21 protein-coding genes and 1 tRNA gene are annotated in these 24,973 nt (G+C 65.3%); 8 read left to right on the plus strand and 14 right to left on the minus strand.

Annotated elements, in window-relative coordinates; genetic code table 11:
• Positions 1 to 2 precede the first annotated feature (2 nt).
• The 4 genes from ACQR13_RS07845 to ACQR13_RS07860 all read right to left on the minus strand — a co-directional run bounded on the left by ACQR13_RS07845 (position 3) and on the right by ACQR13_RS07860 (position 4,638).
• A complete protein-coding gene (locus ACQR13_RS07845) occupies positions 3 to 467 on the minus strand; it encodes a (2Fe-2S)-binding protein (protein WP_316171205.1) in 465 nt (154 codons plus the stop codon).
• Between the two features lie 174 nt (positions 468 to 641).
• Positions 642 to 1,592, minus strand: coding sequence for a 2-hydroxyacid dehydrogenase (locus ACQR13_RS07850; protein WP_316204153.1), 951 nt, complete (start codon positions 1,590 to 1,592; stop codon positions 642 to 644).
• Positions 1,593 to 1,627: 35 nt separating this feature from the next.
• Positions 1,628 to 3,340: a bifunctional protein-serine/threonine kinase/phosphatase gene (locus tag ACQR13_RS07855; protein ID WP_315714574.1), complete on the minus strand. Its 1,713-nt coding sequence runs from the start codon at positions 3,338 to 3,340 to the stop codon at positions 1,628 to 1,630.
• A gap of 38 nt (positions 3,341 to 3,378) precedes the next feature.
• Complete coding sequence (locus ACQR13_RS07860; protein ID WP_315714575.1) at positions 3,379 to 4,638, minus strand: MFS transporter; 1,260 nt, start codon at positions 4,636 to 4,638, stop codon at positions 3,379 to 3,381.
• 601 nt (positions 4,639 to 5,239) lie between these two features.
• On the opposite strand from ACQR13_RS07860, the gene nirB reads away from it, so the two are divergent.
• The 3 genes from nirB to ACQR13_RS07875 are packed head-to-tail and all read left to right on the plus strand — an operon-like array spanning position 5,240 to position 10,717.
• Positions 5,240 to 7,699 (plus strand): nitrite reductase large subunit NirB, encoded by a 2,460-nt coding sequence (nirB, locus tag ACQR13_RS07865; RefSeq protein WP_315827329.1) that lies wholly within the window; start codon positions 5,240 to 5,242, stop codon positions 7,697 to 7,699.
• Positions 7,696 to 8,022, plus strand: coding sequence for a nitrite reductase small subunit NirD (gene nirD, locus ACQR13_RS07870; protein WP_315749607.1), 327 nt, complete (start codon positions 7,696 to 7,698; stop codon positions 8,020 to 8,022). Before nirB ends, nirD begins: the two co-directional genes overlap by 4 nt.
• A gap of 10 nt (positions 8,023 to 8,032) precedes the next feature.
• Positions 8,033 to 10,717 (plus strand): nitrate reductase, encoded by a 2,685-nt coding sequence (locus ACQR13_RS07875; RefSeq protein WP_315749605.1) that lies wholly within the window; start codon positions 8,033 to 8,035, stop codon positions 10,715 to 10,717.
• 132 nt (positions 10,718 to 10,849) lie between these two features.
• Here the strand turns inward: ACQR13_RS07875 and rplA are convergent, their stop codons facing one another.
• The 4 genes from rplA to secE form a co-directional block, all read right to left on the minus strand.
• A complete protein-coding gene (gene rplA / locus ACQR13_RS07880) occupies positions 10,850 to 11,542 on the minus strand; it encodes a 50S ribosomal protein L1 (RefSeq protein ID WP_315714579.1) in 693 nt (230 codons plus the stop codon).
• A 6-nt stretch (positions 11,543 to 11,548) separates the two neighbouring features.
• On the minus strand, positions 11,549 to 11,977 hold the full coding sequence (rplK, locus tag ACQR13_RS07885; protein WP_012045056.1) for a 50S ribosomal protein L11: 429 nt from the start codon (positions 11,975 to 11,977) through the stop codon (positions 11,549 to 11,551).
• A 235-nt stretch (positions 11,978 to 12,212) separates the two neighbouring features.
• Positions 12,213 to 12,770: a transcription termination/antitermination protein NusG gene (gene nusG, locus ACQR13_RS07890; protein ID WP_284423110.1), complete on the minus strand. Its 558-nt coding sequence runs from the start codon at positions 12,768 to 12,770 to the stop codon at positions 12,213 to 12,215.
• Positions 12,770 to 12,961 carry a preprotein translocase subunit SecE gene (secE, locus tag ACQR13_RS07895; RefSeq protein ID WP_006611822.1) on the minus strand — a complete coding sequence of 64 codons (192 nt, stop codon included), beginning with the start codon at positions 12,959 to 12,961 and terminating at the stop codon, positions 12,770 to 12,772. The genes nusG and secE overlap by 1 nt, the downstream gene beginning before the upstream one ends.
• 425 nt (positions 12,962 to 13,386) lie before the next feature.
• Here secE and ACQR13_RS07900 point away from each other — a divergent pair, with 425 nt between their 5' ends.
• A complete protein-coding gene (locus ACQR13_RS07900) occupies positions 13,387 to 14,628 on the plus strand; it encodes an ABC transporter substrate-binding protein (protein WP_315749604.1) in 1,242 nt (413 codons plus the stop codon).
• Between the two features lie 89 nt (positions 14,629 to 14,717).
• Here ACQR13_RS07900 and ACQR13_RS07905 read toward each other — a convergent pair.
• Positions 14,718 to 14,793: transfer RNA gene (locus tag ACQR13_RS07905), tRNA-Trp, on the minus strand.
• A gap of 150 nt (positions 14,794 to 14,943) precedes the next feature.
• Between ACQR13_RS07905 and ACQR13_RS07910 the strand changes: the two genes are divergently transcribed.
• On the plus strand, positions 14,944 to 16,179 hold the full coding sequence (locus tag ACQR13_RS07910) for a serine hydrolase domain-containing protein (RefSeq protein ID WP_434862718.1): 1,236 nt from the start codon (positions 14,944 to 14,946) through the stop codon (positions 16,177 to 16,179).
• A 105-nt stretch (positions 16,180 to 16,284) separates the two neighbouring features.
• Here ACQR13_RS07910 and ACQR13_RS07915 read toward each other — a convergent pair whose 3' ends face one another.
• Positions 16,285 to 17,052, minus strand: coding sequence for an SDR family NAD(P)-dependent oxidoreductase (locus ACQR13_RS07915; RefSeq protein ID WP_315714582.1), 768 nt, complete (start codon positions 17,050 to 17,052; stop codon positions 16,285 to 16,287).
• A 172-nt stretch (positions 17,053 to 17,224) separates the two neighbouring features.
• Complete coding sequence (locus ACQR13_RS07920; RefSeq protein ID WP_316188416.1) at positions 17,225 to 17,932, minus strand: histidine phosphatase family protein; 708 nt, start codon at positions 17,930 to 17,932, stop codon at positions 17,225 to 17,227.
• Between the two features lie 146 nt (positions 17,933 to 18,078).
• Here ACQR13_RS07920 and ACQR13_RS07925 point away from each other — a divergent pair, with 146 nt between their 5' ends.
• Entirely contained in the window at positions 18,079 to 18,864 is a 786-nt protein-coding gene (locus tag ACQR13_RS07925; RefSeq protein ID WP_315827325.1) for an SDR family NAD(P)-dependent oxidoreductase, read from the plus strand.
• Between the two features lie 963 nt (positions 18,865 to 19,827).
• On the opposite strand, the gene ACQR13_RS07930 is transcribed toward ACQR13_RS07925, so the two are convergent.
• Positions 19,828 to 20,784 carry a phosphotransferase family protein gene (locus ACQR13_RS07930; RefSeq protein ID WP_315749563.1) on the minus strand — a complete coding sequence of 319 codons (957 nt, stop codon included), beginning with the start codon at positions 20,782 to 20,784 and terminating at the stop codon, positions 19,828 to 19,830.
• Positions 20,785 to 21,087: 303 nt separating this feature from the next.
• Here ACQR13_RS07930 and ACQR13_RS07935 point away from each other — a divergent pair, with 303 nt between their 5' ends.
• Complete coding sequence (locus ACQR13_RS07935) at positions 21,088 to 21,369, plus strand: hypothetical protein (protein ID WP_315749562.1); 282 nt, start codon at positions 21,088 to 21,090, stop codon at positions 21,367 to 21,369.
• A gap of 117 nt (positions 21,370 to 21,486) precedes the next feature.
• On the opposite strand, the gene ACQR13_RS07940 is transcribed toward ACQR13_RS07935, so the two are convergent.
• Together ACQR13_RS07940 and ACQR13_RS07945 are read right to left on the minus strand one after the other, a co-directional pair.
• The gene (locus ACQR13_RS07940; RefSeq protein ID WP_315714587.1) at positions 21,487 to 22,545 is read right to left on the minus strand and encodes a phosphotransferase family protein; all 1,059 of its coding nucleotides are present in this window, start codon (positions 22,543 to 22,545) and stop codon (positions 21,487 to 21,489) included.
• 280 nt (positions 22,546 to 22,825) lie between these two features.
• Positions 22,826 to 24,061: an acyl-CoA dehydrogenase family protein gene (locus ACQR13_RS07945; protein WP_315749560.1), complete on the minus strand. Its 1,236-nt coding sequence runs from the start codon at positions 24,059 to 24,061 to the stop codon at positions 22,826 to 22,828.
• Between the two features lie 230 nt (positions 24,062 to 24,291).
• On the opposite strand from ACQR13_RS07945, the gene ACQR13_RS07950 reads away from it, so the two are divergent.
• The gene (locus ACQR13_RS07950; protein ID WP_315714589.1) at positions 24,292 to 24,954 is read left to right on the plus strand and encodes a TetR/AcrR family transcriptional regulator; all 663 of its coding nucleotides are present in this window, start codon (positions 24,292 to 24,294) and stop codon (positions 24,952 to 24,954) included.
• The last annotated feature ends 19 nt before the right edge of the window (positions 24,955 to 24,973 follow it).

A 24,973-nucleotide genomic window follows, 5' to 3' on the forward strand; every position in this document is an offset into this window, starting at 1 on the left:
GGTCAACCCTCCAGCGACTTGGCCGCGGAATGGATCGCGGCGCGGATGCGGACATAGGTCGCACAGCGGCAGATGTTGCCGTTCATTGCCAGGTCGATGTCCTGATCGGTCGGCTTGGGGTTAAGACCGAGCAGCGCAGCGGCGCTCATGACCTGCCCCGATTGGCAGTAGCCGCATTGCGGCACATCGTGCGCCGCCCAGGCCTTCTGCACGGCGACGGCTTCCTTGCTGGTCAGCCCCTCGATCGTGGTCACCTCGCTTTTTCCGACCGCCGAGACGGGCAACGAGCAGGAGCGCACGGTCTGGCCATCGACATGGACGGTGCAGGCGCCACACTGCGCGACGCCGCAGCCATACTTCGTACCGGTCAGCCCGACATTGTCACGGATGGCCCAGAGCAAGGGAGTTCCGGGATCGACATCGACCTGATGCTCGCGCCCGTTGATCTTCAATGTGAACGCCGCCATTGCCGCCCTCGCTATCCATCGTTCGAAGAGCAAGAGTTAGAAGCATTCGATAATGGTTCGCAACTCACAGAGATGTGCAGTGCATCGAAAAATTTCTGCGCGGGGACGGAACGTTCTATAGCCGATGCAAAATCGCTCACGATTACGCTACCGCGGTCCCGCAAGGCGAGACAGCTACTTCACCTGATAGGGCAACGTCTCGCCTGCAAAGAACGCCGCGAGGTTGGCGACCACGCAGGCCTGCATGGCGACGTGCGACTCCCTGGTGTTGCCACCGATATGCGGGGTCACCGCCACGTTTGGCAGCGTGGTCAGCTCATCCGGCGCATGCGGCTCGGTCTCGAACACGTCGAGACCGGCGCCAGCGATGGTGCCGTCCTTCAGCGCCGCCAGCAGCGCCCGCTCGTCGATGACGGAACCGCGCGAGATGTTGACGACATGGCCGTCGGGACCGAGCTTCTTCAGCAGCTCAGCGTTGATGACGTGCGTGGTCTCGGCGCTGGCACGGACCGCGATCATCAGCACGGTGCACCATTCGGCGAGCGCATCGAGGCTCGGGAGGTACTGATACGGCAGATCGTCGTAGCGGGTGCGGTTGAAATAGCCGACCTCAGTCTCGAACGCCGCGACCCGGGCGGCGATCTTGCGGCCGATCTCGCCCATGCCGTAGACGCCGACCTTGCAGCCGACGAGGCTCGGCGGCGGCTTCATCAGCGGCGACGGTTTTGCGGACGCCCAGCCCCCGTCGCGGACATAGGCGTCTGCCACCGTCAGCCGCCGCGTGCTCGCCAGCATCAGCATCACAGCGACGTCCGCGACCGCCGCGGCATTGGCGCCCGGGCTGTGGCCGACGGCGACGTTACGCGCCGCGGCCGCCTTCAGGTCGACGCCGTCGTAACCGGTGCCATAGCAGACGATGGCCCCGAGCGCCGGGAGCCTGTCCATGTCGGCAGCCCCCAGCGGCGTGCCGCCGGCCGTGATCAGCGCCCGGATCCGCGCGACCTCGTCCGCCGGAAACACCTCGTGCGCCGGCTTGCCGCCGCTGTCGAGCAGCTCGAAGCGATCGGCGAAGCGCTGGGTCAGCGACTTCGGCAGGCGGGAATAGATCAGGACCTTCTCGGGCATCGGGATTACCTATTCGGGCGGTCGCACGTCGCCACTCAGTGTCGCGTCAGCAGGCTCAGCAGAATGATGATGATGATGAATTGAAGCGCGCAGAGCATCCTCCAGAACAACAGCGGATTGCGGTCGTGAAGCGAGCGACGCTTGGCGATCGCCGGACCCGCCCATGACGCACCGTTCTCCAACTCGTGGGCGAATTCGATGGCATCACCGTAACGCTGTGCAGGATCGACGTTCAACGCCTTTCCGATCACGGCGTCGAGCCAGGCCGGCAGTTCCGGCCGGTAGCGTGAAATCGGCACCGGTTTGCCGAAGCGCGGGCGCGAGAACGGCTCGATCTCGCCGAACGGATAAGAGCGCGTGAACATGCGGTAGACGGTGACGCCGAGGGCGAACAGGTCGGACGCTTCGTCACCCGGCTTACCGGCGAACAGCTCCGGCGCCATGTAGCTCGGGGTCCCCGGAATATCCTCGGCCGGAAAGTCCTCGAACCGCGGCACGCGCGCGACCCCGAGATCGATCAGGCGCAAGCCGCCGTTCTCGAGCAGGATCACGTTGTCCGGCTTGATGTCGCGATGGATGATGCCGGCCCGGTGCAACGCCACCACCGCGCGCACGAGCTTGGTCGCGATCGCGGTGCCCTCCGCAAGCGACAATCGGGGCGGCCGGTTCAGACGCTGCTCGAGCGTCTCCCCCGCGTAGAATGGCATTGCCGAATAGAGCCGGGTCTGGCGCTCGACGGGAAGCTCGATGATCTCGCCGATCCAGATGCTGCGCACACGCGCGGCGACCCAGGCTTCGCGAATGAACGCCAGGCGGAACGAACCTTCGCTCGCGACGCGCGGATGCGGAAATTTCAGGACGACCTCCCTGTCACCCTGCCCCGCGTCGATCGCCTTGAACAGCCGGGAGTAGCGGCCATCGGACAGGAGTTCGCCAAGCCGGAATCCGTCGATCACGTCACCGGGCGAAGGCAGCTCGCCGATCGGCAGGGACGAGATCGAACCGGTGAGCTCGTCGCGGTCAGCGGGCGGAAGATCGACGACGTCGAGCACCAGCGCCGTCGAATTGTCATTGCTGCCGGCCGCGAGCGCGGCGGCGACGATCCCGCGCGCGGAATCGTCCGGGGGCGTGCGCTCGGCGAGGATCTCCTGAAGGCGCGAATCCGGCAGGATGCCGTGGATGCCGTCGCTGCAGATCAGAAACCGGTCGTGCTGACGCATGCCGAGCGTCGTGTAGTCGAAGCGGGCGAACTGCTCGAAACCGATGCCCCGGTTGAGGACGTGGGCAAGGTCAGCGCGGCCCGCGACATGGTCGGTCGTCAGACGCTCGAGGCGCCCTTCGCTCAGGCGGTAGACGCGCGTGTCCCCGACGTGGACGACGTGGCAGGTTCGCCGCGACAGCACCACCGCGGAGAAGGCGCAGCTCATTCCATGCAACTCGGGGTCGACGCGGCCCTGCGCATGGATCCAGCTATTGATGGCTTCCAGCGCACGCGCGGCTCGGCTTCGCACGCCCGCCGTCTCGGGCAGAGAATGATAGGCATCGATGAAGCCGCGGACGGCGAGCTCCGCCGCCTCGCGCCCACCCTTGTGGCCGCCGACGCCGTCGGCGACGGCGGCGACGATATCGCGATCCGTCGCCCCCTGCAGGCCAAGGCGGGCGCCGACGTAATCCTCATTGTTCGGTCGCTTGCCGGTCTCGCTAGCGAAGCCGACGCGAACCTGAAGATTGCGATGCGCGCCGGCCACGCCTGAACACCTTGCCTATGGAGCGACGGCGCGTCGGGTCAGACGCGCGCGCCGGAAACGGCGCCCCACGTGGTGCGCCAACGGACCTTGACCATGGCAAGTCCGACGAAGCCGAGCAATGCCAGCAAACCAAAGAACAGGAAGCCGGCGCCGAATCCGCCGGTCATTCCCTTGGCCGTGCCGAGCGCCTGGGCGAGGAAGAATCCGCCGATGCCGCCTGCGCAGCCGACGAGACCGGTCATCAGGCCGATCTCGTGGCGGAAGCGCAGCGGAATGAGCTGGAACACCGCGCCGTTGCCCATCCCGAGCGCGAGCACGCCGACCGAGAACAACAGCACCGAAATCCACGCAATGCGTGGCATGTTCATGAGCTCCCAGCCCGCCTGGGTCGGCGCAGCCGGCCCTTCCGGCATGAAGGCGATCACGACATAGGCGGCGACCACAATGCCAAACAGGATCGAGAGCGACCGGATGCCACCGATCCGGTCCGCAATGAGACCGCCCACCGGACGGAAGCCGGAGCCGAAAGCGACGATCAGCGCCACCAGCAATCCGGCCGCCACTCCGGAGACATGATACTGCACCGAGAAGTACAGCGGCAGGGCGTTGGCGAGGCCGACGAAGCCGCCGAAGGTGATGAAGTAGAAGAACATGAACCAGCGGCTGTCGGGATCGCGCAGCAGGCCGCCATAGGCCTTGAGCGAGACCGGCTTGCGTTCACCGGGCGCATCCTTCGCGGCGACGATGTAGTAGATCAGGACCATGACCATCGGGATGAGCAGCACCCCGAAAACGGCCTGCCAGCCCCAATGTTCGGCGATGGTCGGCGCGAGCAGCGTGTCGAGCACGACGCCCATGTTTCCGGCCCCTGCGATCCCCATCACGATGCCCTGATACTGCGGCGGATACCAGCGGCTGGCCTGAGGCAGCGCGACGGCGAACGAGGCGCCGCCGATGCCGAGCACGACGCCGAACAGCTCGACGGCCAGCTTGCTGGGGAGTCCGAAATAGGCAACGCAGGCGGTCGCCGTCATGACCACCAGCTGCGCGATCACGCCCGTGCGCTTGGCGCCGATGATGTCGGCCAGAATGCCCATGGGAACACGCAGCAGCGCGCCTGCCAGCACGGGGATCGCGACCAGCGTGAACTTTTCGTTGACCGCAAGATTCATGTCGCGGGCGACATAGACGATCAGCGGTCCGAGTGCGACCCAGGCCATGAAGCTGATGTCGAAATAGAGGAAAGCAGCCAGCAGTGTCGGCCAATGACCGGCCTTCTTGAAGTCGTCGAGCTTCATGGTCTCAAACCTCGTGACGCAGGCGCGCGCGAGCAGGCTCGGCAGGAGCTGCGTAAAGGGGACAAATTGTCGGGTGAGTTGAGCGGCGGTCTCGTCGTTGAGATACGCCCGGTCCTGCCCGCCTTTCAGCAAGTTTCGCACCAACTTTGGTGATTCACGTTTTTCTCAACCCGTACCGGCGCTTGGGACTTCGAAGCCGCAGTTCTACGGATCGCTGATGCTCAACATGAACGCAGAGCCCGCCTGCACCGCGCGCACACTGATGGCTTTTTGAGCGCCCGCCGAAGCCGACGCGATCGGTACTCGAACGGAAGGGCCTCCATCGAGGATGCACATAATCTGATCTGCCGCGGCTACTATTTGAGCGCAGGTGTCGCCAGCGGCGCGCGCAAGCGGCGGCTCAACCCTTGAATTACCGCGATTTCCGGCGACGACCCGAATGGCACGAGATTTGAATTAGTTGGCTCGCGACCGTCATTGGCGACGATCAGCTCTGCCCGCAGTTGGGCCTCCCCCAAAATTCAAACATGACCACAGCGACCGATGGGCCGATGCCCGTTCGCGTCGCCGCTGGATGTCGCTGGCATTCGAAAGGCAGACCATGCTCGACAAGACGATCAAGCAGAAACTGGTGGTGATCGGCAACGGCATGGCCGGCATTCGCACGGTGGAGGCACTGCTGGAACGGGCGCCTGATCTCTACGACATCAGCGTCTTCGGCGCCGAGCCCTACGGCAACTACAACCGCATCCTGCTGTCGCCGGTGCTCGCGGGCGAGAAGACCGTCGACGACATCATGCTGAACACGGAGCAGTGGTACGAGGACAACCAGATCACCCTGCGCAAGGGCGAGACGGTCACGATGATCGACCGCCGGAGCTGCGAGGTGGTCACCGAAACTGGCGAACGCTATCCTTATGATCGGTTGCTGATCGCGACCGGCTCGAGCCCGATCGTTCTTCCGGTCCCCGGCGCCGCCCTGCCCGGCGTCATCGGCTTCCGCGACATCAAGGACGTCGAGCACATGGTCGAAGCCTCGACGCGACATCGCCACGCGGTCGTGATCGGCGGCGGCCTGCTCGGCCTCGAAGCCGCCAATGGTCTGATGAAGCGCGGCATGAAGGTCACGGTCGTGCATCTTCTCGACACGTTGATGGAGCGCCAGCTCGACCCGGTCGCCGGCGGCATGCTGCGCAAATCGCTGGAGGAGCGCGGGCTGGAGTTCAAGATGCCGGCGCAGACGCAGGCCATCCTCGGCGAAACGCACGTCACCGGCGTCCGCTTCACCGACGGCACCGAGGTCGCGGCCGATCTCGTGGTGATGGCCGTGGGCATCCGTCCCAATATCGAACTGGCAAAGAAGGCCGGGCTGTACTGCGAGCGAGGCATCGTGGTCTCCGATACGATGCAGACCTATGACGGTCGCATCTACGCCGTCGGCGAATGCGTGCAGCACCGCCGTCAGACCTATGGTCTGGTGGCGCCGCTGTTCGACCAGGCGAAGGTCTGCGCCAATCATCTGGCGATGAAGGGATTCGCCACCTACGACGGGTCAGTGGTCTCGACCAAGCTGAAAGTCACGGGCATCGACCTGTTCTCTGCCGGCGACTTCGCGCCGGGACCCGACAAGGAGGAGATCGTCCTGCAGGATGCCAATCGCGGCGTCTACAAGCGGATCATCCTGCGCGACAAGAAGATCGTGGGCACCGTGCTGTACGGCGACACCATCGACGGGCCCTGGTATTTCCAGCACATGCGCGACGGCACCGATGTCTCCCACATGCGCGAACGTCTGGTGTTCGGCTCGGCGCATCTCGGCGACGGTGGCCACGGCGGACAGAACTCGGTTGCCGCCATGAGCGACGAGGCCGAAATCTGCGGCTGCAACGGAGTCTGCAAGGGCGCGATCGTCAAGGCGATCAGCGAAAAGAAGCTGTTCACGCTCGACGACGTGCGCGCCCATACCAAGGCGTCGTCCTCATGCGGCTCGTGCACCGGCCTGGTCGAGCAGGTGCTGGCGTTCACGCTCGGCGGCGACTACTCGGCGGCGCCCAAGGTGAAGCCGGTCTGCACCTGCACCGACCACAGCCATGACGACGTCCGGCGCGTCATCATCGAACAGCAACTGAAGTCGATCCCCGCTGTCATGCGATTCATGGACTGGAAGACGCCGAACGGCTGCCATTCCTGCCGACCCGCCTTGAACTACTATCTGCTCGCGACCTGGCCCGGCGAGTATCGCGACGACCAGCAATCCCGCTTCATCAACGAGCGCGTTCACGCCAACATCCAGAAGGACGGCACCTACTCCGTGGTGCCGCGGATGTGGGGCGGCGTGACCACGCCCGGCGAATTGCGCGCGATCGCCGACGTCGCCGACAAGTTCAACATCCCGACCGTCAAGGTGACCGGCGGACAGCGTATCGATCTGCTCGGCGTCAAGAAGGAAGATTTGCCGGCGGTATGGGCCGATCTCAACGATGCGGGTATGGTCTCCGGCCACGCCTACGCCAAGGGTCTGCGCACCGTGAAGACCTGCGTCGGGTCGGAATGGTGCCGCTTCGGCACCCAGGACTCCACCGGCCTCGGCATCAAGATCGAGAAGTTCATGTGGGGATCATGGACGCCCGCGAAGGTGAAGCTCGCCGTCTCCGGTTGCCCGCGCAACTGCGCGGAATCGACCTGCAAAGATGTCGGAGTGATCTGCGTCGATTCAGGCTACGAGATCCATTTTGCGGGCGCCGCCGGCCTGCACATCAAGGGCACGGAATTCCTGACCAAGACGGCGACCGAGGACGAGGCGCTCGAGATCATCGTCGCGCTGACCCAGCTCTATCGTGAACAGGGCTGGTACCTGGAACGGATGTACAAATGGTGCGACCGCGTCGGCTTCGACAACATCCACAAGCAGGTGGTCGAGGACGTCAAGAACCGCAAGGCGCTGTTTGAACGCTTCGCCTATTCGCAGCAATTCTCGCAGAGCGATCCATGGGCGGCGCGCGCCCGTCGCGGCGTCGATCGCAACGAGTTTACGCCGATGGCCGAATTGGAGCTCGCATGACCACCTGGTTTCAAGTCGGCCCGCTCGACGACATTCCCCCGCTCGGCTCGCGCGTCGTGCGCACGCCGCGCGGCAACATCGCGGTCTTCCGCACCGATGGTGACGAAGTCTTTGCGCTGGACGATCGCTGTCCGCACAAGCAAGGCCCCTTGTCGCAGGGCATCGTCCACAACCGCCGTGTGACCTGCCCGCTGCACAATTTCGTCATCGAGCTCGCGACCGGACAGGCCGTGGCACCCGACCAGGGCTGCACGCCATCCTATCCCGCGAAAGTCGAGGATGGCGTGGTATGGCTGTCCCTGCAGCAGACGGCCGCGGCCTGAACGGTATCGCATGAGCGTCAGGACGACATGCCCCTATTGCGGCGTCGGTTGCGGCGTCGTCGCCGATCGGGACGGCTCAGGGACCATCAGCGTCCGAGGCGATCCGCAGCATCCCGCCAATCTCGGCCGGCTGTGTGGCAAGGGATCGGCGCTGGCGGAAACGATCGATCTCGGGGGACGTCTGCTCGAGCCGGTCGTGAACGGACGGGCAGCCGGCTGGGATGAGGCGCTCGACCTCGTCGCGAGCCGTTTCACCGAAATCATCCGCGACCATGGACCGGATGCCGTCGCATTCTATGTTTCGGGGCAGTTGCTGACCGAGGACTATTACGTCGTCAACAAGCTCGCCAAGGGCTTCGTCGGGACGGCGAACATCGACACCAATTCGCGCCTGTGCATGGCGTCGAGCGTCGCGGGCCACAAGCGCGCGTTCGGCAGCGACACCGTTCCGGGCTGCTACGAGGACCTTGAGCAGGCCGGCCTGCTGGTCCTGGTCGGCTCCAACGCCGCGTGGTGCCATCCGGTGCTGCACCAGCGCATGCTGGCGGCCAAGGAGCACAATCCCGGCTGCCATATCGTCGTTGTCGATCCGCGGAGGACCGCGACCTGCGAAGGCGCCGACCTGCATTTGCCGCTGCGTTCCGGAAGTGACGCGGTGTTGTTCAACGGCCTGCTCGCCTATCTCGCACGCGGCGGCTATGCGGACGACGGCTTTGTCAGTGAGGTCACCAGCGGCGTTGAATCGGCGCTGCAGGTCGCCGGCCGGCAGACAGTCGCCGAGACCGCGGCGGCCTGCGGGCTGAGCGAGGGCGCGGTCGAGCTGTTCTTTTCATGGTTCGCGAAGACGGAACGCGTTGTCACGCTCTATTCCCAGGGCGTCAATCAGTCGAGCAGCGGGGTCGACAAGGTCAATGCGATCATCAACTGCCATCTCCTGACTGGCCGTATCGGCCGTCCCGGCATGGGACCGTTCTCGCTGACCGGCCAGCCCAACGCGATGGGGGGCCGCGAGGTGGGCGGCCTCGCCAACCAGCTCGCCGCGCATCTCGATATCGAGAATGCCGAGCACCGCGAGCTGGTGAAGCGATTCTGGCGGTCACCGGTGGTCGCGCCAAAAGCGGGGCTGAAGGCGGTCGAAATGTTCGATGCGATTGCCGATGGCCGCATCAAGGCAGTCTGGATCATGTCGACCAACCCCGTGGTCAGCCTTCCCGACGCCGATCGGGTTCGTGCCGCGCTGGATCACTGCGCGTTCGTGGTCGCGTCCGATTGCATGCGCGACACCGACACCAACCGGCATGCCGATGTCCTGCTGCCCGCGCTCGCCTGGGGCGAGAAGGACGGCACGGTGACCAATTCGGAGCGCCGGATCTCGCGGCAGCGGGCGTTCCTGCCCGCACCAGGCTCGGCGCGTGCCGATTGGCGCATCATCTGCGACGTCGCGCAGCGGATGGGGTTTGCCGGTTTCGACTATGGCAGCGCCGCCGAGATCTTTCGCGAGCACGCGGCACTGTCCGGCTTCGAGAACAATGGCACGCGCGATTTCGACATCTCGGCCCTGAGCACGCTCGACGGCCGCGCCTATGAGGCGCTGGCGCCGATCCAGTGGCCCGTGACGCGGGACTTTCCGACCGGCACGGCGCGGATGTTCGAGAACCGGCAATTCTTCACCGGGGATCGCAGAGCCCGTTTCGTGGCAGTCACGCCGCGACCGGCGCGGAACGCCACCAGCCGGGACTATCCGCTGGTCCTGAACACCGGGCGCATTCGCGACCAGTGGCACACCATGACGCGGACGGGAAAATCCGCGCGGCTGCTCGCGCACATCTTCGAGCCTTGCGCCGAATTCCACCCGGAGGATGCGCGCCTGGCCGGTCTGGAGAACGAGGCGCTGGTGCGGCTTACGAGCCCCTGGGGCAAGATGGTGGCGCGCGTCGCGATCTCGACCGAGCAGCGGCGGGGCTGCGTGTTCGTTCCGATGCATTGGAACGAGGAGTTCGCCGGCGCTGGCCGTGTCAACGCGCTGGTCAATCCCGCGACTGATCCGCTGTCGGGTCAGCCCGAGTCCAAGCATACGCCGGTGAAGGCGGAGCCCTATGCGCCGAACTGGCACGTCTTCATCCTGAGCCGGCAGGAGATCCGCCGTCCGCCATGCGAGTACTGGGTGCAGGGCAAGGTCGGAGCGTGTTTCCGGCTCGAGCTTGCCTTCGACCAGCGGCCTGCGAGTTGGCGCGAGTGGGCCGCCGAACAGCTTGGGATCGCCGGAACGGAGATCGATTGGATTGCGTATCGCGACCCGGCCGCCGGCCGGTTCCGCTACGCAGGCGTATCGGATGGCCGGCTGCAGGGCTGCGTCTTCGTCGCGCCCGACCAGCGGCTGGGATCGCGGTCGTGGCTGATCGGCCTGTTTGCCGAGCAGCGGCTGTCACCGAACGCCCGCAACGCCCTGCTCGCGGGCCAGCCATTGGCGGCCGCCGACGACATCGGTGCGGTCATCTGCTCCTGTTTCGGCATTGGTCGTAACCAGATCTCGTCGGCGATCCAGAACGGCGCAGGGAGCGTCGAGGCCGTCGGCCAACGTCTGAAGGCCGGGACCAATTGCGGCGCCTGCAAGCCCGAGATCGGCAAGCTGCTGGCGGCTGCGAGGCCCAGCATGCGATCCGAGGCCCGGACATCCGAAGGCGCCCGGGGCTGAGCCTCGTTGTGTTTTGCGCCGGCCCGGCTGCAATTTTGCAGCGGGCGTGCCGCTCACTTGGGGTGCGGAAATGCGAAGGGCGGGATCGATTGCCGATCCCGCCCCACTGAATGCTGACGATGTCCGAAGGTGTTACGCGAGCAAGGTGCCCGGCTCGACCTTGACGCCCGGGCCCATCGTCGAAGACACGGCGACGCGCTGGACGTAGGTGCCCTTGGCGCCGGCCGGCTTGGCCTTCACCACCGCATCCGCCAGCGCCTTGATGTTCTCGACCAGCTTGTCCTCGGCGAACGAGGCCTTGCCGACGCCGGCCTGGATGATGCCGGCCTTCTCGACGCGGAACTCGACCGAGCCGCCCTTGGCGCCCTTGACGGCGCCAGTGACGTCCATGGTTACGGTGCCGATCTTCGGATTCGGCATCATGCCGCGCGGACCGAGCACCTTACCGAGACGGCCGACCAGCGGCATCATGTCGGGGGTGGCGATACAGCGGTCGAAGTCGATATTGCCGTTCTGCACCTTCTCGACCAGGTCCTCCGCGCCGACCACGTCGGCGCCGGCGGCCTTGGCTTCCTCGGCCTTCGCGCCGCGGGCGAACACGCCGACGCGGAGCGTACGGCCGGTGCCGTTCGGCAGCGTGACGACGCCACGGACCATCTGGTCGGCGTGGCGCGGATCGACGCCGAGGTTGATCGAGACCTCGATGGTCTCGTCGAACTTCGACACGGCCCGCTCCTTGATCATCTTGATCGCGTCAGCAAGCGGGTAGAGCTTGGTGCGATCGATGCCCTCGCGGGCCTTCTTCAAACGCTTTCCGAGTGCCATGGCGCCTTACCCCGCAACTTCCAGACCCATCGAGCGGGCGGAGCCCTCGACCATCTTCATGGCCGACTCGATCGAGTCGCAATTCAGGTCCTTCATCTTCTTCTCGGCGATCTCGCGCACCTGCGCCTTGGTCACCTTGCCGGCCTTGTCGCGACCCGGGGCCTTGGAGCCCGACTGGATCTTGGCGGCCTGCTTGAGGAAGTAGGACATCGGCGGGGTCTTCATCTCGAAGGTGAAGGACCGGTCCGCATAGATGGTGATGACCACCGGGATCGGGGTGTTCTTCTCTTCCTTCTGGGTCTGGGCGTTGAACGCCTTGCAGAACTCCATGATGTTGAGACCGCGCTGACCGAGCGCCGGACCGATCGGCGGCGACGGATTGGCCGCGCCGGCCGGAACCTGAAGCTTCAGGTAACCGGTTACTTTCTTTGCCATTATGACTCTCCAATGCGTTCGCGATTCTGCCTGATGCGAACGCAACGCCTTGGGGCGACAAAACCCGTCAGGCGAGGTTTGGGACCGTGGTCCGGCGCGCTTGGCCCGGCTGGCAAAGCCGGTCACGCCTCCCACGAACGAAATCGCCCCCCGTTCGGGGAGCGAAGCGCGCCCGATACACGAGATCGGACGAAAAGGAAAGCCCGGGACGCCGAGAGAGCCGGCAGCCCGGCCCTTAACCGACGATCTTCTCGACCTGGTTGAATTCCAGTTCGACCGGCGTCGCACGGCCGAAGATCGACACCGCGACCTTGACGCGCGAGCGGGCCTCGTCGATTTCCTCGACCACGCCGGAGAACGAGGCGAACGGGCCGTCGGCGACGCGGACGTTCTCGCCGATCTCGAACGACACCGAGGATTTCGGCCGCTCCACGCCTTCCTGCATCTGGTTCAGGATGCGCATCGCCTCGCCTTCGGAGATCGGCATCGGCTTGTTCTCGGCGCCGAGGAAGCCGGTCACCTTGGGCGTGTTCTTGATCAGGTGGAACGCCTCGTCGGTCAGCTTCATCTTCACCAGCACGTAGCCGGGGAAGAACTTGCGCTCGGCGTCGATCTTGCGGCCGCGGCGCACCTCGGTGACCTTCTCGATCGGCACCAGCACCTGCTCGAACAGGTCCTCGAGATTGCGCTGCTTGGCCTGCTCGCGGATCGACTCCGCGACCTTCTTCTCGAAGTTCGAATAGGCGTGGACGATGTACCAGCGCTTGTCGGAGCTTTGCGTTGCGGTTGCCATCAGTGGATGCCCAGCACGAGGGTGATGAGATAACGGATGATCTGATCGGCGGCGAAGAAGAACACCGAGGCCAGCGCCACCATCACGAACACCATGATCGTGGTGATGGTGACCTCGCGACGGCTCGGCCACGAGACCTTGGCGGTCTCCGAGCGCACTTCCTGCAGGAATTTGAACGGGCTGGTAGCCATCGTCAGGGGTCCGCGTCCGTCATCGGACGATTGAAGAGTTGACTGGGAAAACCGAACAGCCGTCCTTGGCCCACCCTCTTGTCGGAGAGATGAGCCGAATCCACGGGCTCGCTTGTTCGGGGAGTGAAAAGCCGCGCCGGATATCCGCTTTTATCGCGGGCCGGCTGCAGGTTGCCAAGATATCTACTGTCCGGCCGGTCAAAGGTCAAGATATGGGCATGCCGGGCGTCGGCGGTCATTCCCGTGGCAGGCCCCCGCCAGGCTCGCAACAACGCGGTTTTTCGTGTCGCGGCAGGCCATTTCCGCACCACGGCAGGTTGAGCAGTTGCCGCGACGAAATGCCCGCGGTGGAGCGGTTCCTGCTCTTGCCGGACCTGCGGCGCCCGCTCATTCTCGTCCGCACGAGAACAATCCGGAGGAAACCCATGACCTTTGCCCCGCGCAAGGGACGGACGCGCCTTGCCGCCGTCAGCCTTGCTGCTCTCGGTCTTGCCGCTCTCGCCCTCACCGCCGTCCCTGCCTGTGCCCAGGCCCAAGCCCCGCTCAAGATCGGCGTGCTCAGCGACTTCTCGTCGGTCTATTCGGACATCGGCGGCCAGGGCAATCTCGAGGCGACCAAGCTCGCGGTCGAGGCGTTCGGCGGCAGCATGTTCGGCAAGCCGATCGAGGTCATCAGCGCCGATCCGCAGAACAAGGCCGACATCGCCGCCGCGATCGTGCGCAAATGGTACGAGAACGAGGCCGTCGACATGGTGATCGACATGCCGACCTCGGCCACCGCGCTGGCCGGCATGGAGATGTCGAAGCAGTTCGAGAAGCTGATGATCGTGACGGATGCCGCGAGCTCCGACATCACCGGCAAGTCCTGCTCGCCCTACACCGTGCACTGGACCTACGACACTTATGGAAACGCGCACACGGTCGGCAGCGCGATCGTCAAGAACGGCGGCAACACCTGGTTCTTCATCACCGCCGACTATCTGTTCGGCCATTCGATCGAGCGCGACACCGGCGACGTCGTGCGCGCCGCCGGCGGCACGGTGGTCGGCAGCGCCCGGCATCCTCTCAACAATCAGGACTTCTCGTCCTTCCTGCTGCAGGCGCAGGCCAGTAAGGCCAAGATCATCGGCATGGCCAACGGCGGTGGCGACACCATCAACACCATCAAGCAGGCCGCCGAATTCGGCATCGTCGCCGGCGGCCAGAACCTCGCCGGCATCGTGATGTTCATCTCCGACATCCACAGCCTCGGCCTGAAGCTGGCGCAGGGCCTGATCATCACCGAGGCCTATTACTGGGACCTCAACGACCGCACCCGCGCCTTCGGCAAGACGTTCTTCGAGCGCATGAAGCGGATGCCGACCATGAACCAGGCCGCGACCTACAGCGCCACCCTGCACTATCTCAATGCCGTCAAGGCCGCCGGCACCCGCGACACCAAGCCGGTGCTCGCCAAGATGCGCGAGACCCCGGTGCGTGACGCCTTCACCGACAACGGCATCCTGCGCGAGGACGGCCGCATGGTGCACTCGATGTTCCTGTTCGAGGTGAAGAAGCCCGAGGAGTCGAAGGGCCCGTGGGACTATTACAAGGTGCTGGCCGAGGTGGCCGGCGACCAGGTGTTCCGGCCGATGAAGGACGGCAACTGTCCTTATGTGAAACAATAAGGGGTTGCTGAAATGCATTCGGGGCTCGCGCGTTGCGGGCCCCGGCCTCACCTGTCTCGTCGATTTTTGGCTTAAGTGCTTGATCTCGCTGGCAGGAGTGGAGAGGCTCGAACTCCCAACCCCCGGTTTTGGAGACCGGTGCTCTACCAATTGAGCTACACTCCTAGCGAGCCGGGACAGTGTCGCCGGTTCGCGCGCTTTGAAGCATAGACCTCCCCCCGAATGCAAGGGTGCAATGGGGCAAATCGACTGGTCAGACCACAACTTCCGCGCCAGACTTGATGCAAGCCGACAACGCGCCTTCAGGGAGAGCCCATGACCCCGCCGACTGCAGCATCCAGCGTGCCCTTCTCTGCGCTGCGCTCCCTGAGCCCGCCGCTGCCCGATGACCGGCCGGAGGCGCTCGGCCTCTCCGCGGCCCGGCTGCAGCGAGCTTCGGATGCGTTCAAGCGCGAGGCCGACAAGGGAACCATCCCCGGAGCCACCCTGCTGGTCGGCCGCCGCGGCCGGATCGGCTGGTTCGACGCCATCGGCCGGCAAGCGCCCGACGCCGACACGCCGATGCGGCCGGATTCGATCTTCCGCATCTTCTCGATGACCAAGCCGATCGTCTCGCTCGGGATCATGATGCTGGTCGAGGACGGCGAGCTGTTGCTGTCCGATCCGGTCGCCAAGTTCATCCCGGAATTCGGCGAGCAGAAAGTGGGCGTCGAGACCGGCGGCAAGCTGGAGCTGGTCCCGGTCGCCCAGCCGATGACGGTCCAGGACCTGCTGCGCCACACCTCGGGCTTGACGTATGAGCACACCGGCACCGGGCCGGTGCACCAGCTCTACCAGCAATCGCGGGTGCGCAGCCGCAAGATCACCAATGCCGAGCACGCGACGATCGTCGCCGGCCTGCCGCTGATCTGCCAGCCGGGCGCCGAGTTCAACTATAGCCGCTCGACCGACATCCTCGGGCGCATCATCGAGGTCGTCTCGGGCCAGACGCTCGGCCCCTTCCTTTCCGAGCGCATCCTCGAGCCGCTCGGCATGAAGGAGACGGGCTTCTCCACCGCCGAGGCGAATGCTGGCCGGCTGGCCGAGCCGTTCGCCAAGGACCCGTGGACCGGCGAGGCGGTCAACCTGTTCAAGATGACCGAGCAGCCGCTGATGGAATCCGGCGGCGGCGGGTTGGTGGCGACCACGATGGACTACGCCCGGTTCTGCGCGATGCTGCTCAGCAAGGGCAGCCTCGACGGCACCCGGCTGGTCGGCCGCAAGACGCTCGAGCTGATGGCCTCCGACCATCTCGGTCCGCACGTGAAGACGGTCGGCACGCTGCTGGCGCCCGGTCACGGCTTCGGCCTCGGCTTCGCGGTGCGCCGCGAGGCCGGCATCGCGCCCTTCCCCGGCTCGCCCGGCACCTTCTTCTGGAGCGGCATCGCCGGCACGTTCTTCTGGATCGATCCGAAGGAGGAGCTGTTCTGCGTGTTCATGGCGCAGGCCCCCGGGCAGCGCGACTACCTGCGCACGCTGGTGCGCGACGTGGTGTACGCGGCGGTGGAATGAGGGCGGCGCGCAGCAAATGCTGTCGTCCCGGCGAACGCCTAGCGTTCGCGGGACGACAGTTGAGAGTGTGGCGGCATCACCGCGCACCACACCCGTATGTCCCCCTCAACTGATCGTCGCGCCGCCGTCGATCACCATGGTCTGGCCGGTCATGAAGTTGCCCGCGGCGGAGCCCAGGAAGACCGCGGCGCCGGCGATCTCGTCGGGGATGCCGATGCGGAGCAGCGGCGAGCGCGCGGTCGAGGCCTTGAGGTTCTCCGGATTGTCCCACAGCGCTTTGGCGAAATCGGTCTTGATCAGGCCGGGCGCGATGCAGTTCACGCGCACATTGTGCGGGCCGTATTCGCAGGCGAGGTTGCGCGCGAGCTGCATGTCGGCAGCCTTGGAGATCGCGTAGGCACCGAGGATGGTCGAGCCCTTCAGGCCGCCGATCGACGACACGATGATGATCGAGCCGTCCTTGCGCGCGATCATCTGCGGCACGACCATGCTGATCAGCCAGTTGTTGGCGACGATGTTGTTGTCGAGGATCTTGCGGAACTGATCGTCGGAGATGCCGGCGAGCGGCCCGTAGTAAGGATTCGACGCCGCGTTGCAGACCAGCACGTCGATCTTGCCGTAGATGCGGTTGGCCTCGTCGACGAGGTTCTGCAGGTTCTCCTTGCTGGAGATGTTGGCGGCGACTGCCGCCGCCGTGCCTGCACCGAAGCGGTCATTGATCTCGCGCGCCACCTGGTCGCAGACATCGGCCTTGCGCGAGGAGATCACCACCTTGGCGCCGTGCTCGGCCATGCGCTCGGCAATGGCGAGCCCGATGCCACGCGTGGATCCGGTGATGACGGCGACCTTGCCGGTCATGTCGAACAGGGTCATGGGGAGTTCCTCCTACTTATTTGGCTGTTGTCGGTTTCGAAATTGGCACGGCGACGTCCACGAGACTTTTCCGCGGTGCCAGTGACTGCGCCCTCTCCCACAAGGGAAGAGGGTGCACTGCCCGTGCGGGCGAGATTTTTGAACGACGCGCATAGCAACTCACTATCTCGTTTCACGCCAGCTTGCTCGTCGTCACCTCCGGCCCGGCCGGCTGGTGCATCGCGCGGTGCGCGGCGTCCGCGATCCAGGGCTGCTGATTGACCATCGGCAGCCGCCATGTACTCGTCTCGCCGGCCACGATGTGGTCGAGCCGGGTCACCGAGCAATTGTCGATGTCGAAGGCGAGCCCCTTCTCGACCAGGCCGCCGAGCGCCAGGCCAACAGCCGCCTTGATGGTGCCGCCATGGCCGACGGCGATGACGTCGCGGCCGGCTTCCGAAACCGTGATGCGCGCAATCGCCGCTGTCACGCGGGTGTACAGATCCATGTAGCTCTCGCCGCCCGGCGCCGGCTCATCGATGTCGGCGAACCAGTGGCTGCCCGCGGGACGGCTGGCCAGGAACGCGGCGCGGTTCATGCCCTGCCATTGCCCGAGATGCTGCTCGGCAAAAGCGGCCTCCCTGATCATTGCTGCGGGACGCGGGAATCCGGCGGCCCAGATCGCCTCCGCCGTCTGATGCGTGCGCATCAGATTGCTCGCATACCACACCGCGCGGCGCGGCAGGATTTTCGCGACCGCCTCGAACACCTCGCGATCGGAGGTATCGCAGGCGATGTCCGACTGGCCGTAGATGTTGCCGCCGTCGCTGCGCACCGGCGCGTGACGCACCCACCACCAGCGCGTGGTGACGACAGAAGGTTTCGTTCCATCAGCCGACATCGCTCAAACCCTTCCCTCCGCTCGTCTCCCGCTGTACGTGAAGGCCCAGATCGTCTCAAGCCGCTTGGCGATCTCAGCACGTTTGAAACGGCGTTTGAATTCCGTTGCGCGGCACGCAACTGATCACAATTGAAGCAGGAGGAAACATGGGCCGCCTCGAAGGCAAATCCGTCATCATCACCGGCGCCGGCAGCGGCATCGGCCGCGCCGCATCCTTGATGTTCACGAAAGAAGGCGCGCGACTGATCGCGGTCGATCGCAGCGAGGCCGTCAAGGAGACGGTCGAGATGGTCAAGCAGCAGGGCGGCATTGCCGAAGCCGTGCTCGCCGACGCCGGCTCCGAGGCCGATGTCTCGGGCTTCATCGACCGCGCCGTGGCGACCTACGGCAAGCTCGACGTGATCTGGGCCAATGCCGGCATCTCCGGCGGCTTGATCCCGATCGCCGAGCAGACCGTCGAGCACTGGCAGGAGATCCTGCGCATCAACCTGATCGGCCCGTTCCTCGCGGTGAAATACGCGATGCCGCACATGGTGCGGCAACAGCGCGGCGCGATCGTCTGCACGGCCTCCGTCGCGGGCCTGAAATCCGGCGCCTCGGGCCATCCCTACGCGGCGAGCAAGGCCGGCGTCATCAGCCTGGTGCAGACCACGGCGTACTCCCTCTCCGGCACTGGCGTGCGCATCAACGCGGTGTGTCCCGGCCTGATCGAGACCGGCATGACCAAGCCGATCTTCGACGGCGCCAAGGAGCGCGGCACCGAGGGCAAGATCGGCCAGCTCAATCCGCTGAAGCGCGCCGGCCAGCCGCATGAGATCGCCGCCATGGCCCTGTTCCTCGCCAGCGACGAGGCCTCCTACGTCAACGGCCAGGCTTTCCCGGTCGACGGCGGCCTCACGGCGTCGATGCCGTACGCGGGAAAACCGATCTAGCGCTGTCGCCCCTCGCACTGGTGTCGACATCGCCTCTCCTCTGTCATCCGTCATGGCCGGGCCTGTCCCGGCCATCCACGTCGGTCGGCACGCGAGGAGCGACGTGGATGCCCGGGCCTTCGCCGCGCCGAAGCGGCTTCGGCCGCGCAGGCGGGACAAGCCCGGGCATGACGAGCTTGGGACTGCCGGCATCGCGCCCCACAAATCGCTCGCTGTCGAACTCATCGACATGCGTGAGCGATCTCGCGACGCCCCCGCGCCCGAGTGATCCTGAATTTCACCGCCCTTCCATCGAAGGGCGCAGGGAAGGCCAGGCGTCGGCTGACGCCTGCGGCCCGCCTGCGTAAAAAAATGCAGGCGGCAGGTACCACAGGTGCAGCCGGAAAACGCCCGGCCTTCCCTGCGCGATGGTCTTCACGCTTATACGCAGTCTGCCTGGTGCGCCGGGCTTTCTGGCCACCATTGCCCGCGCGGCGCGCAAGCGCCGTCGCGACGTAGCACCAGCATCGGGGTGCCAGCACGCTGCGACTTCACGTCCGCGCCATGCCGTTCGTCCGCGCATCCCTCCGGACACGCTGCGACATGATCGCGGCCACCGCTCCCCGCCCCGCGTGTCGTGACGATCGCGCGCAACGCCCCTTCGGTGGGACGGGATGGGCGCATCAGATCATAAATTCCGAAAAAGCGAAAGCAAAATCTTTTAGCCTTCCGGACTGGACGAGACCATCACATTGACCGCGCTCGCGAACTTTCTTCATCGGCGACGATGATTGCAGTCATAACCGCAGCCTGCGCGGGGCCGACAACGCCACGCTCGCACATGCCGATTTGCCCGACGGGCAAGCGTTGGCCGAACGGACCTGGATCACGATGCGCTTCCAAGGAAACGCATCATGATCTCATCTCTTTTTGTTTGAGCATGATCCTTTCGGAAAACCGGTTTCCACTTTTCCGGATCATGCTCTAGCCGCTCACAAGGCGGTCGAGGTCCTCGATGAGCGGCGCGAGCTTTTCGGCCGCCCCAAACTGCCGATACCAGCACCACAGCTCCAGCGAGAACAGCAGACGATAGATCGCGAGCGTCGGCTCGATCTTCGTTCGGCTCATCGGACCATAGCCGCCCAGAAACGCCTCGCGCTGCTCCGGCGAGAGATAGTAGATCGCCTTGGCGACATCCTTGAGCGGGTCGCCGGCCAGCGCGCCCTCGAAATCGACCGCACCGGTGAGCTCGACCCGGCCCCCGGTGACGCGCGCAAGCACGTTCCCGGGATGAAGATCATTGTGACACAGCACCGGCGCGCCGCAGGCGGCGAACAGATCACTCGCGTCGGCCACCTGGCGCGCGATGCGCGCGGCGAGATCAGCCGGCCCGCCGCGGCTGCGGAATTCGCCCAGTTTGCGTTCGAACTGGGAGGTGAGATAGCTACGATTGTCGGCATGGCCCGACATGATGCCGTCGGCGCCGATGTAGCCAAACGCATCCATCGCAATGTCGTGAAAGGCACGCGACAATCGACCGAGCTGCTCGAAAGCCTCACGCCGCTCCGGCGCGGACAGCGCTTGTTCGAGAGGACCGAGCGGATCGCCGTCGAGCCGGCTCATGACCACGTAGTCCAGGCCGATCAGCTCGCGCGAGGCGTCCGCCGCGCGCAGCCGCGGCGCCGGCACCGGCAGGCGGTCCCGGACCAGATCGAGCAGGCGCGCCTCCTTGCGCATCTTCCAGCTCATGCTGTCAGGATAGATCTTCAGCACCAGCGACGGCTGGCTGCCTTGCAGAGCCAGCGCATACACGGCACTGATCTCCCCACCATGCAACAGCGACACCGAAGCGACCCGCGCGTCGATCTCCGCGCGCGCAAGCATCGCATCGGCGGTTGCGGGATCGACCTCGAGATCCGGGCGAATCGAAACCGGCGACATGGCAGCAAAGCTCCGCTCGCGGGACATTCTTGCGAGATGGCCTGCGACGACCGTTTCCTAACTGCGCGCGCCCGTCGTGGTCAAGCTCCCGTCAGTCAGGTCAATGCGCCGCGCGGACCAACCCGTGTCCATGGAGCGTGGCGGCAAGACCATCGCGTCGCCATGAGCCACGCTCGGGTTCAAGCATGCCCCCCTAATGACCGGCGATTTTTTACGCCCACGTCCTCGAACCCCCTTCTCCGAGCCGCCGTCGAACCTCGCAAGCGGACCATTCCGGCCTCGCCGAAACGAAGGATGGTTAACATGTCGAGACTATCGAAGCTCGCGCTGCTCACCCTGATGGCCGCCACGGCGGCTGGCTCGCCGGTGACGAACGCAAGCGCCCGTGAATTCCAGTGGCCGGGCTGTGAGCTCGTCTCCTGGACAGCCTGCGGCACCGAGGTCCAGGTGCAGCAAGCCATGCGCCGTCAGAGCCGCGACACCTCGCCGATCTACATGAAGCAGACCGATCCGCGCTACAGCGGCGCGATGACCACGGCCGGTGGCGGCGGTGGTGGTGGCGGCGGTGGCGGCGGTGGGCGGTGATTGGCCCTAGCCGGCGCGCGGAATTCGTAGCCCGGATGGGCGGAAACGACATCCGGGTTCATCGCCGCAGCGCGTGAGACCCCGGATGTCGCTTCGCTCATCCGGGGCTACAGGAGACTACACCGCCCCCGCCTTCTGCGCATAGGACCAGGCCTGCTTGGTCATGGGCACCATGCGCTTGACCGACTCGATCGCCTTGTCGTTGGCGGCGGTGCCGTCGCGGATGCGGCCGATGATGCCCTGCAGGATGCCGGCGAGCCGGAACAGATTGTAGGCGAAGTACCAGTTGAGATCGGGCAGCTCGGTGCCGGTGACCCCACGATAGATCTCCGCCGCCTCTTCCATGGTCGGGATGTTCAGCGCTTTCAGGTCGACGCCGTCGAGGCCCGGCATGATCCACTGCATCAGCAAATAGGTGAAGTCCGCCATGGGATCACCAAGCGTCGACAGCTCCCAGTCGAGCACCGCGATGACGCGCGGCTCGGTCGCGTGGAAGATCATGTTGTCGAGCCGGTAGTCGCCATGCACGATCGAGACGCGCTGCTGCGCCGGCAAGGTGCGCGGCAGCCACTCGATCAGCTTCTCCATTTCCGGCAGATGCTCGGTCTCGGAGGCGCGATATTGCTTGGTCCAGCGGTCGACCTGGCGGGCAAAGTAGTTGCCGGGCTTGCCGAAGTCGGCAAGGCCGATCGCCGCCGGATCATAGCTGTGCAGCCTGGCCAAGGTTTCGATCTTGCTGGTGAAGATCGCGCGCCGCTCGGGCGCTGCGACATGCGGCAGGGTCGGATCCCAGAACACCCGGCCCTCCTCCATCGACATGATGTAGAAGGCAGCGCCGATGACGCTGTCGTCGTTGCACAGCGCATAGGCCTTGGCGACCGGAAAGCCCTGCTTGCCGAGCGCGGCGATGACGCGGAATTCGCGATCGACTGCGTGCGCCGACGGCAGCAGCTTGCCGAACGGCTTTCGCCTGAGCACGTAGGAACGCGCCGGCGTGTTCAGACGATAGGTCGGGTTCGACTGGCCGCCCTTGAACTGCAGCACGGTCAGCGGGCCCTGATAGCCTTCGACATGCTCGGCCATCCAGGCCGCGAGCTTGGCCTCGTCGAAACGATGCCGCTCCTCGACCGGCTTGGTGCCGGAGAATTCTTCGTCCTTCTTGACGCCGTCGGCCACGACGAGGCTCCCTTCTCACGTGTTCGTCATTCCGGGGCAGCCCGCAGGGCTGAACCCGGAATCTCTATCTTGGCGGACCCATCTCTGGATTCCGGGTTCGACGCTGCGCGTCGCCCCGGAATGACGCAAGTGGTGAGTCACCGCTCGGCATTAGAATTCGTAGGGTGGGCAAAGCGAAGCGTGCCCACCATGTTGCTTTGAACTCGAAAGTGGGTGGGCACGCATCCGCCCCCGCGCTCTGCGCGGCGACGGACGCTTTGCCCACCCTAGAAGTCGACGCTCAATGCCGCGGCTCGTTGGCGTATTTCTTCATCTCGAGCCGGGCAATGGCACGGTTGTGCACCTCGTCCGGGCCGTCGGCAAGACGGAGCGTGCGAATGTTGGCGTAGTCCTTGGCGAGACCCGCATCATCCGACACGCCGGCGCCGCCGAACGCCTGGATGGCGTCGTCGATGATCTTCAGCGCCATGTTGGGGGCAGCGACCTTGATCATCGCGATCTCGCCCTGTGCGGTCTTGTTGCCGACCTTGTCCATCATGTCGGCCGCCTTGAGGCACAATAGCCGGCACATCTCGATGTTGGTCCGGGCCTCGCCGATGCGCTGCTCCCACACCGAATGCTCGATGATCTTCTTGCCGAAGGCCTGGCGCGTCATCAGCCGGCGCACCATCTTCTCCAGCGACTCCTCGGCCTTGCCGATGGTGCGCATGCAGTGATGGATGCGGCCCGGACCGAGACGGCCCTGCGCGATCTCGAAGCCGCGGCCCTCGCCGAGCAGAATGTTTTCCGCAGGAACGCGGACGTTCTCGAGCAGCACCTGGGCGTGGCCGTGCGGCGCGTCGTCGAAGCCGAACACCGGCAGCATCTTCTCGACCTTGATGCCGGGGGTGTCGAGCGGCACCAGGATCTGCGACTGCTGCTGATGCTTGGCGGCCGACGGATCGGTCTTGCCCATCAGGATCGCAATCTTGCAGCGGGGATCGCCGACGCCCGACGACCACCATTTGCGGCCGTTGATGACGTAATGATCGCCGTCACGCACGATCCGCGTCTCGATGTTGGTGGCATCCGACGAGGCCACCGCCGGCTCCGTCATCAGGAAGGCCGAGCGGATCTCGCCGTCCATCAGCGGGCGCAGCCATTTGCGCTTCTGCTCCTTGGTGCCGTAGCGGATGAACACTTCCATGTTGCCGGTGTCGGGCGCCGAGCAGTTGAACACCTCGGACGCCCAGGAGATGCGGCCCATTTCCTCGGACAGCAGCGCATATTCGAGATTGGTGAGGCCGGCGCCGCGGAACTCGTCGTCCTCATGCGGCGACGGCGGCATGAACATGTTCCAGAGGCCTTCCGCCTTCGCCTTGGCCTTGAGGTCCTCCAGGATCGGGATCACCTTCCAGCGGTCGCCCTCGGCGTCCTGCTGCTTGTAGATCGGCACCGCCGGGCGGACATGCTTGGTCATGAAGCTGCGCACGCGCTCCAGCCATTCCTGCTGCTTCGCCGACATCGTGAAGTCCATGGGACTCTCCTTGGGTGTTTCCTCTGAAACTTTGGCCGCAGTGTCGGCCCGCCCACGGCGTCCGTGCAAGTGTGATCTTGCGCGACACGACCGCGCGAACCGTCGCTGCAGCGCCGAAATGTCGCCCCACGGAAGAACCGTGATTGACATTGCGGCCGTCTCAAACAATAGTTTCATACAATTGTTTGAAACGCAACTCCCACCCCGCTTCATCGTTCGGGAGGACGAGCATGGCGACCGACCAGACCCGGACTGCGATCCTGATCGCCGCCGAGCGGCTCTATGCCGAACGCGGCTTCTCCGACGTGACCTTGCGCGACATCGTGGCGGAGGCGAACGTCAATCTCGCCGCGGTGAACTATCATTTCGGCTCCAAGGACGAGCTGATCGCCGAACTGTTCGTGACCCGCTCGATCGCGCTCAACCGCGAGCGCCTGCGCGAATTGCGTGAAGCCGAGGATGCGGGCGGCGGTCGCGCCGACATCTCCGACATCCTGCGCGCCCTCGTGGGCCCGATCCTGCGCGGCTGCCTTGGCCCTGAGAACCAACGCTCGGCGGTGGCGCAGTTCATGATCCGCGCCTCGATCGAATCGGTGCCGCCAATTCGCCGCATCAAGACCAAGGAAATCGACCATTTGCGCAAATTCGCCGGCGCAATGCAGCGCGCCCTGCCCGACAGCTCCGAGGTCGATCTGTTCTGGGGCCTGCATTTTGCGCTCGCCATGGCGCATCACACCATCCGCGAGAGCGAGCGCCTCACCAAGCTCTCCGACGGCCGATGCGACCTCGACGATGTCGAGGATGTGATCGCGCGGGTGGTGCGCGGCGCCGTGCTCGGCTTGACCACGCGCGATCAGACGGCAAAGTCGAAGGCCAGGATTGCAGCGCGCTGAGCGCCGATCGCCACAGATG

The organism is Bradyrhizobium sp. HKCCYLRH3059, from assembly GCF_051168035.1.
Lineage (GTDB): Bacteria > Pseudomonadota > Alphaproteobacteria > Rhizobiales > Xanthobacteraceae > Bradyrhizobium.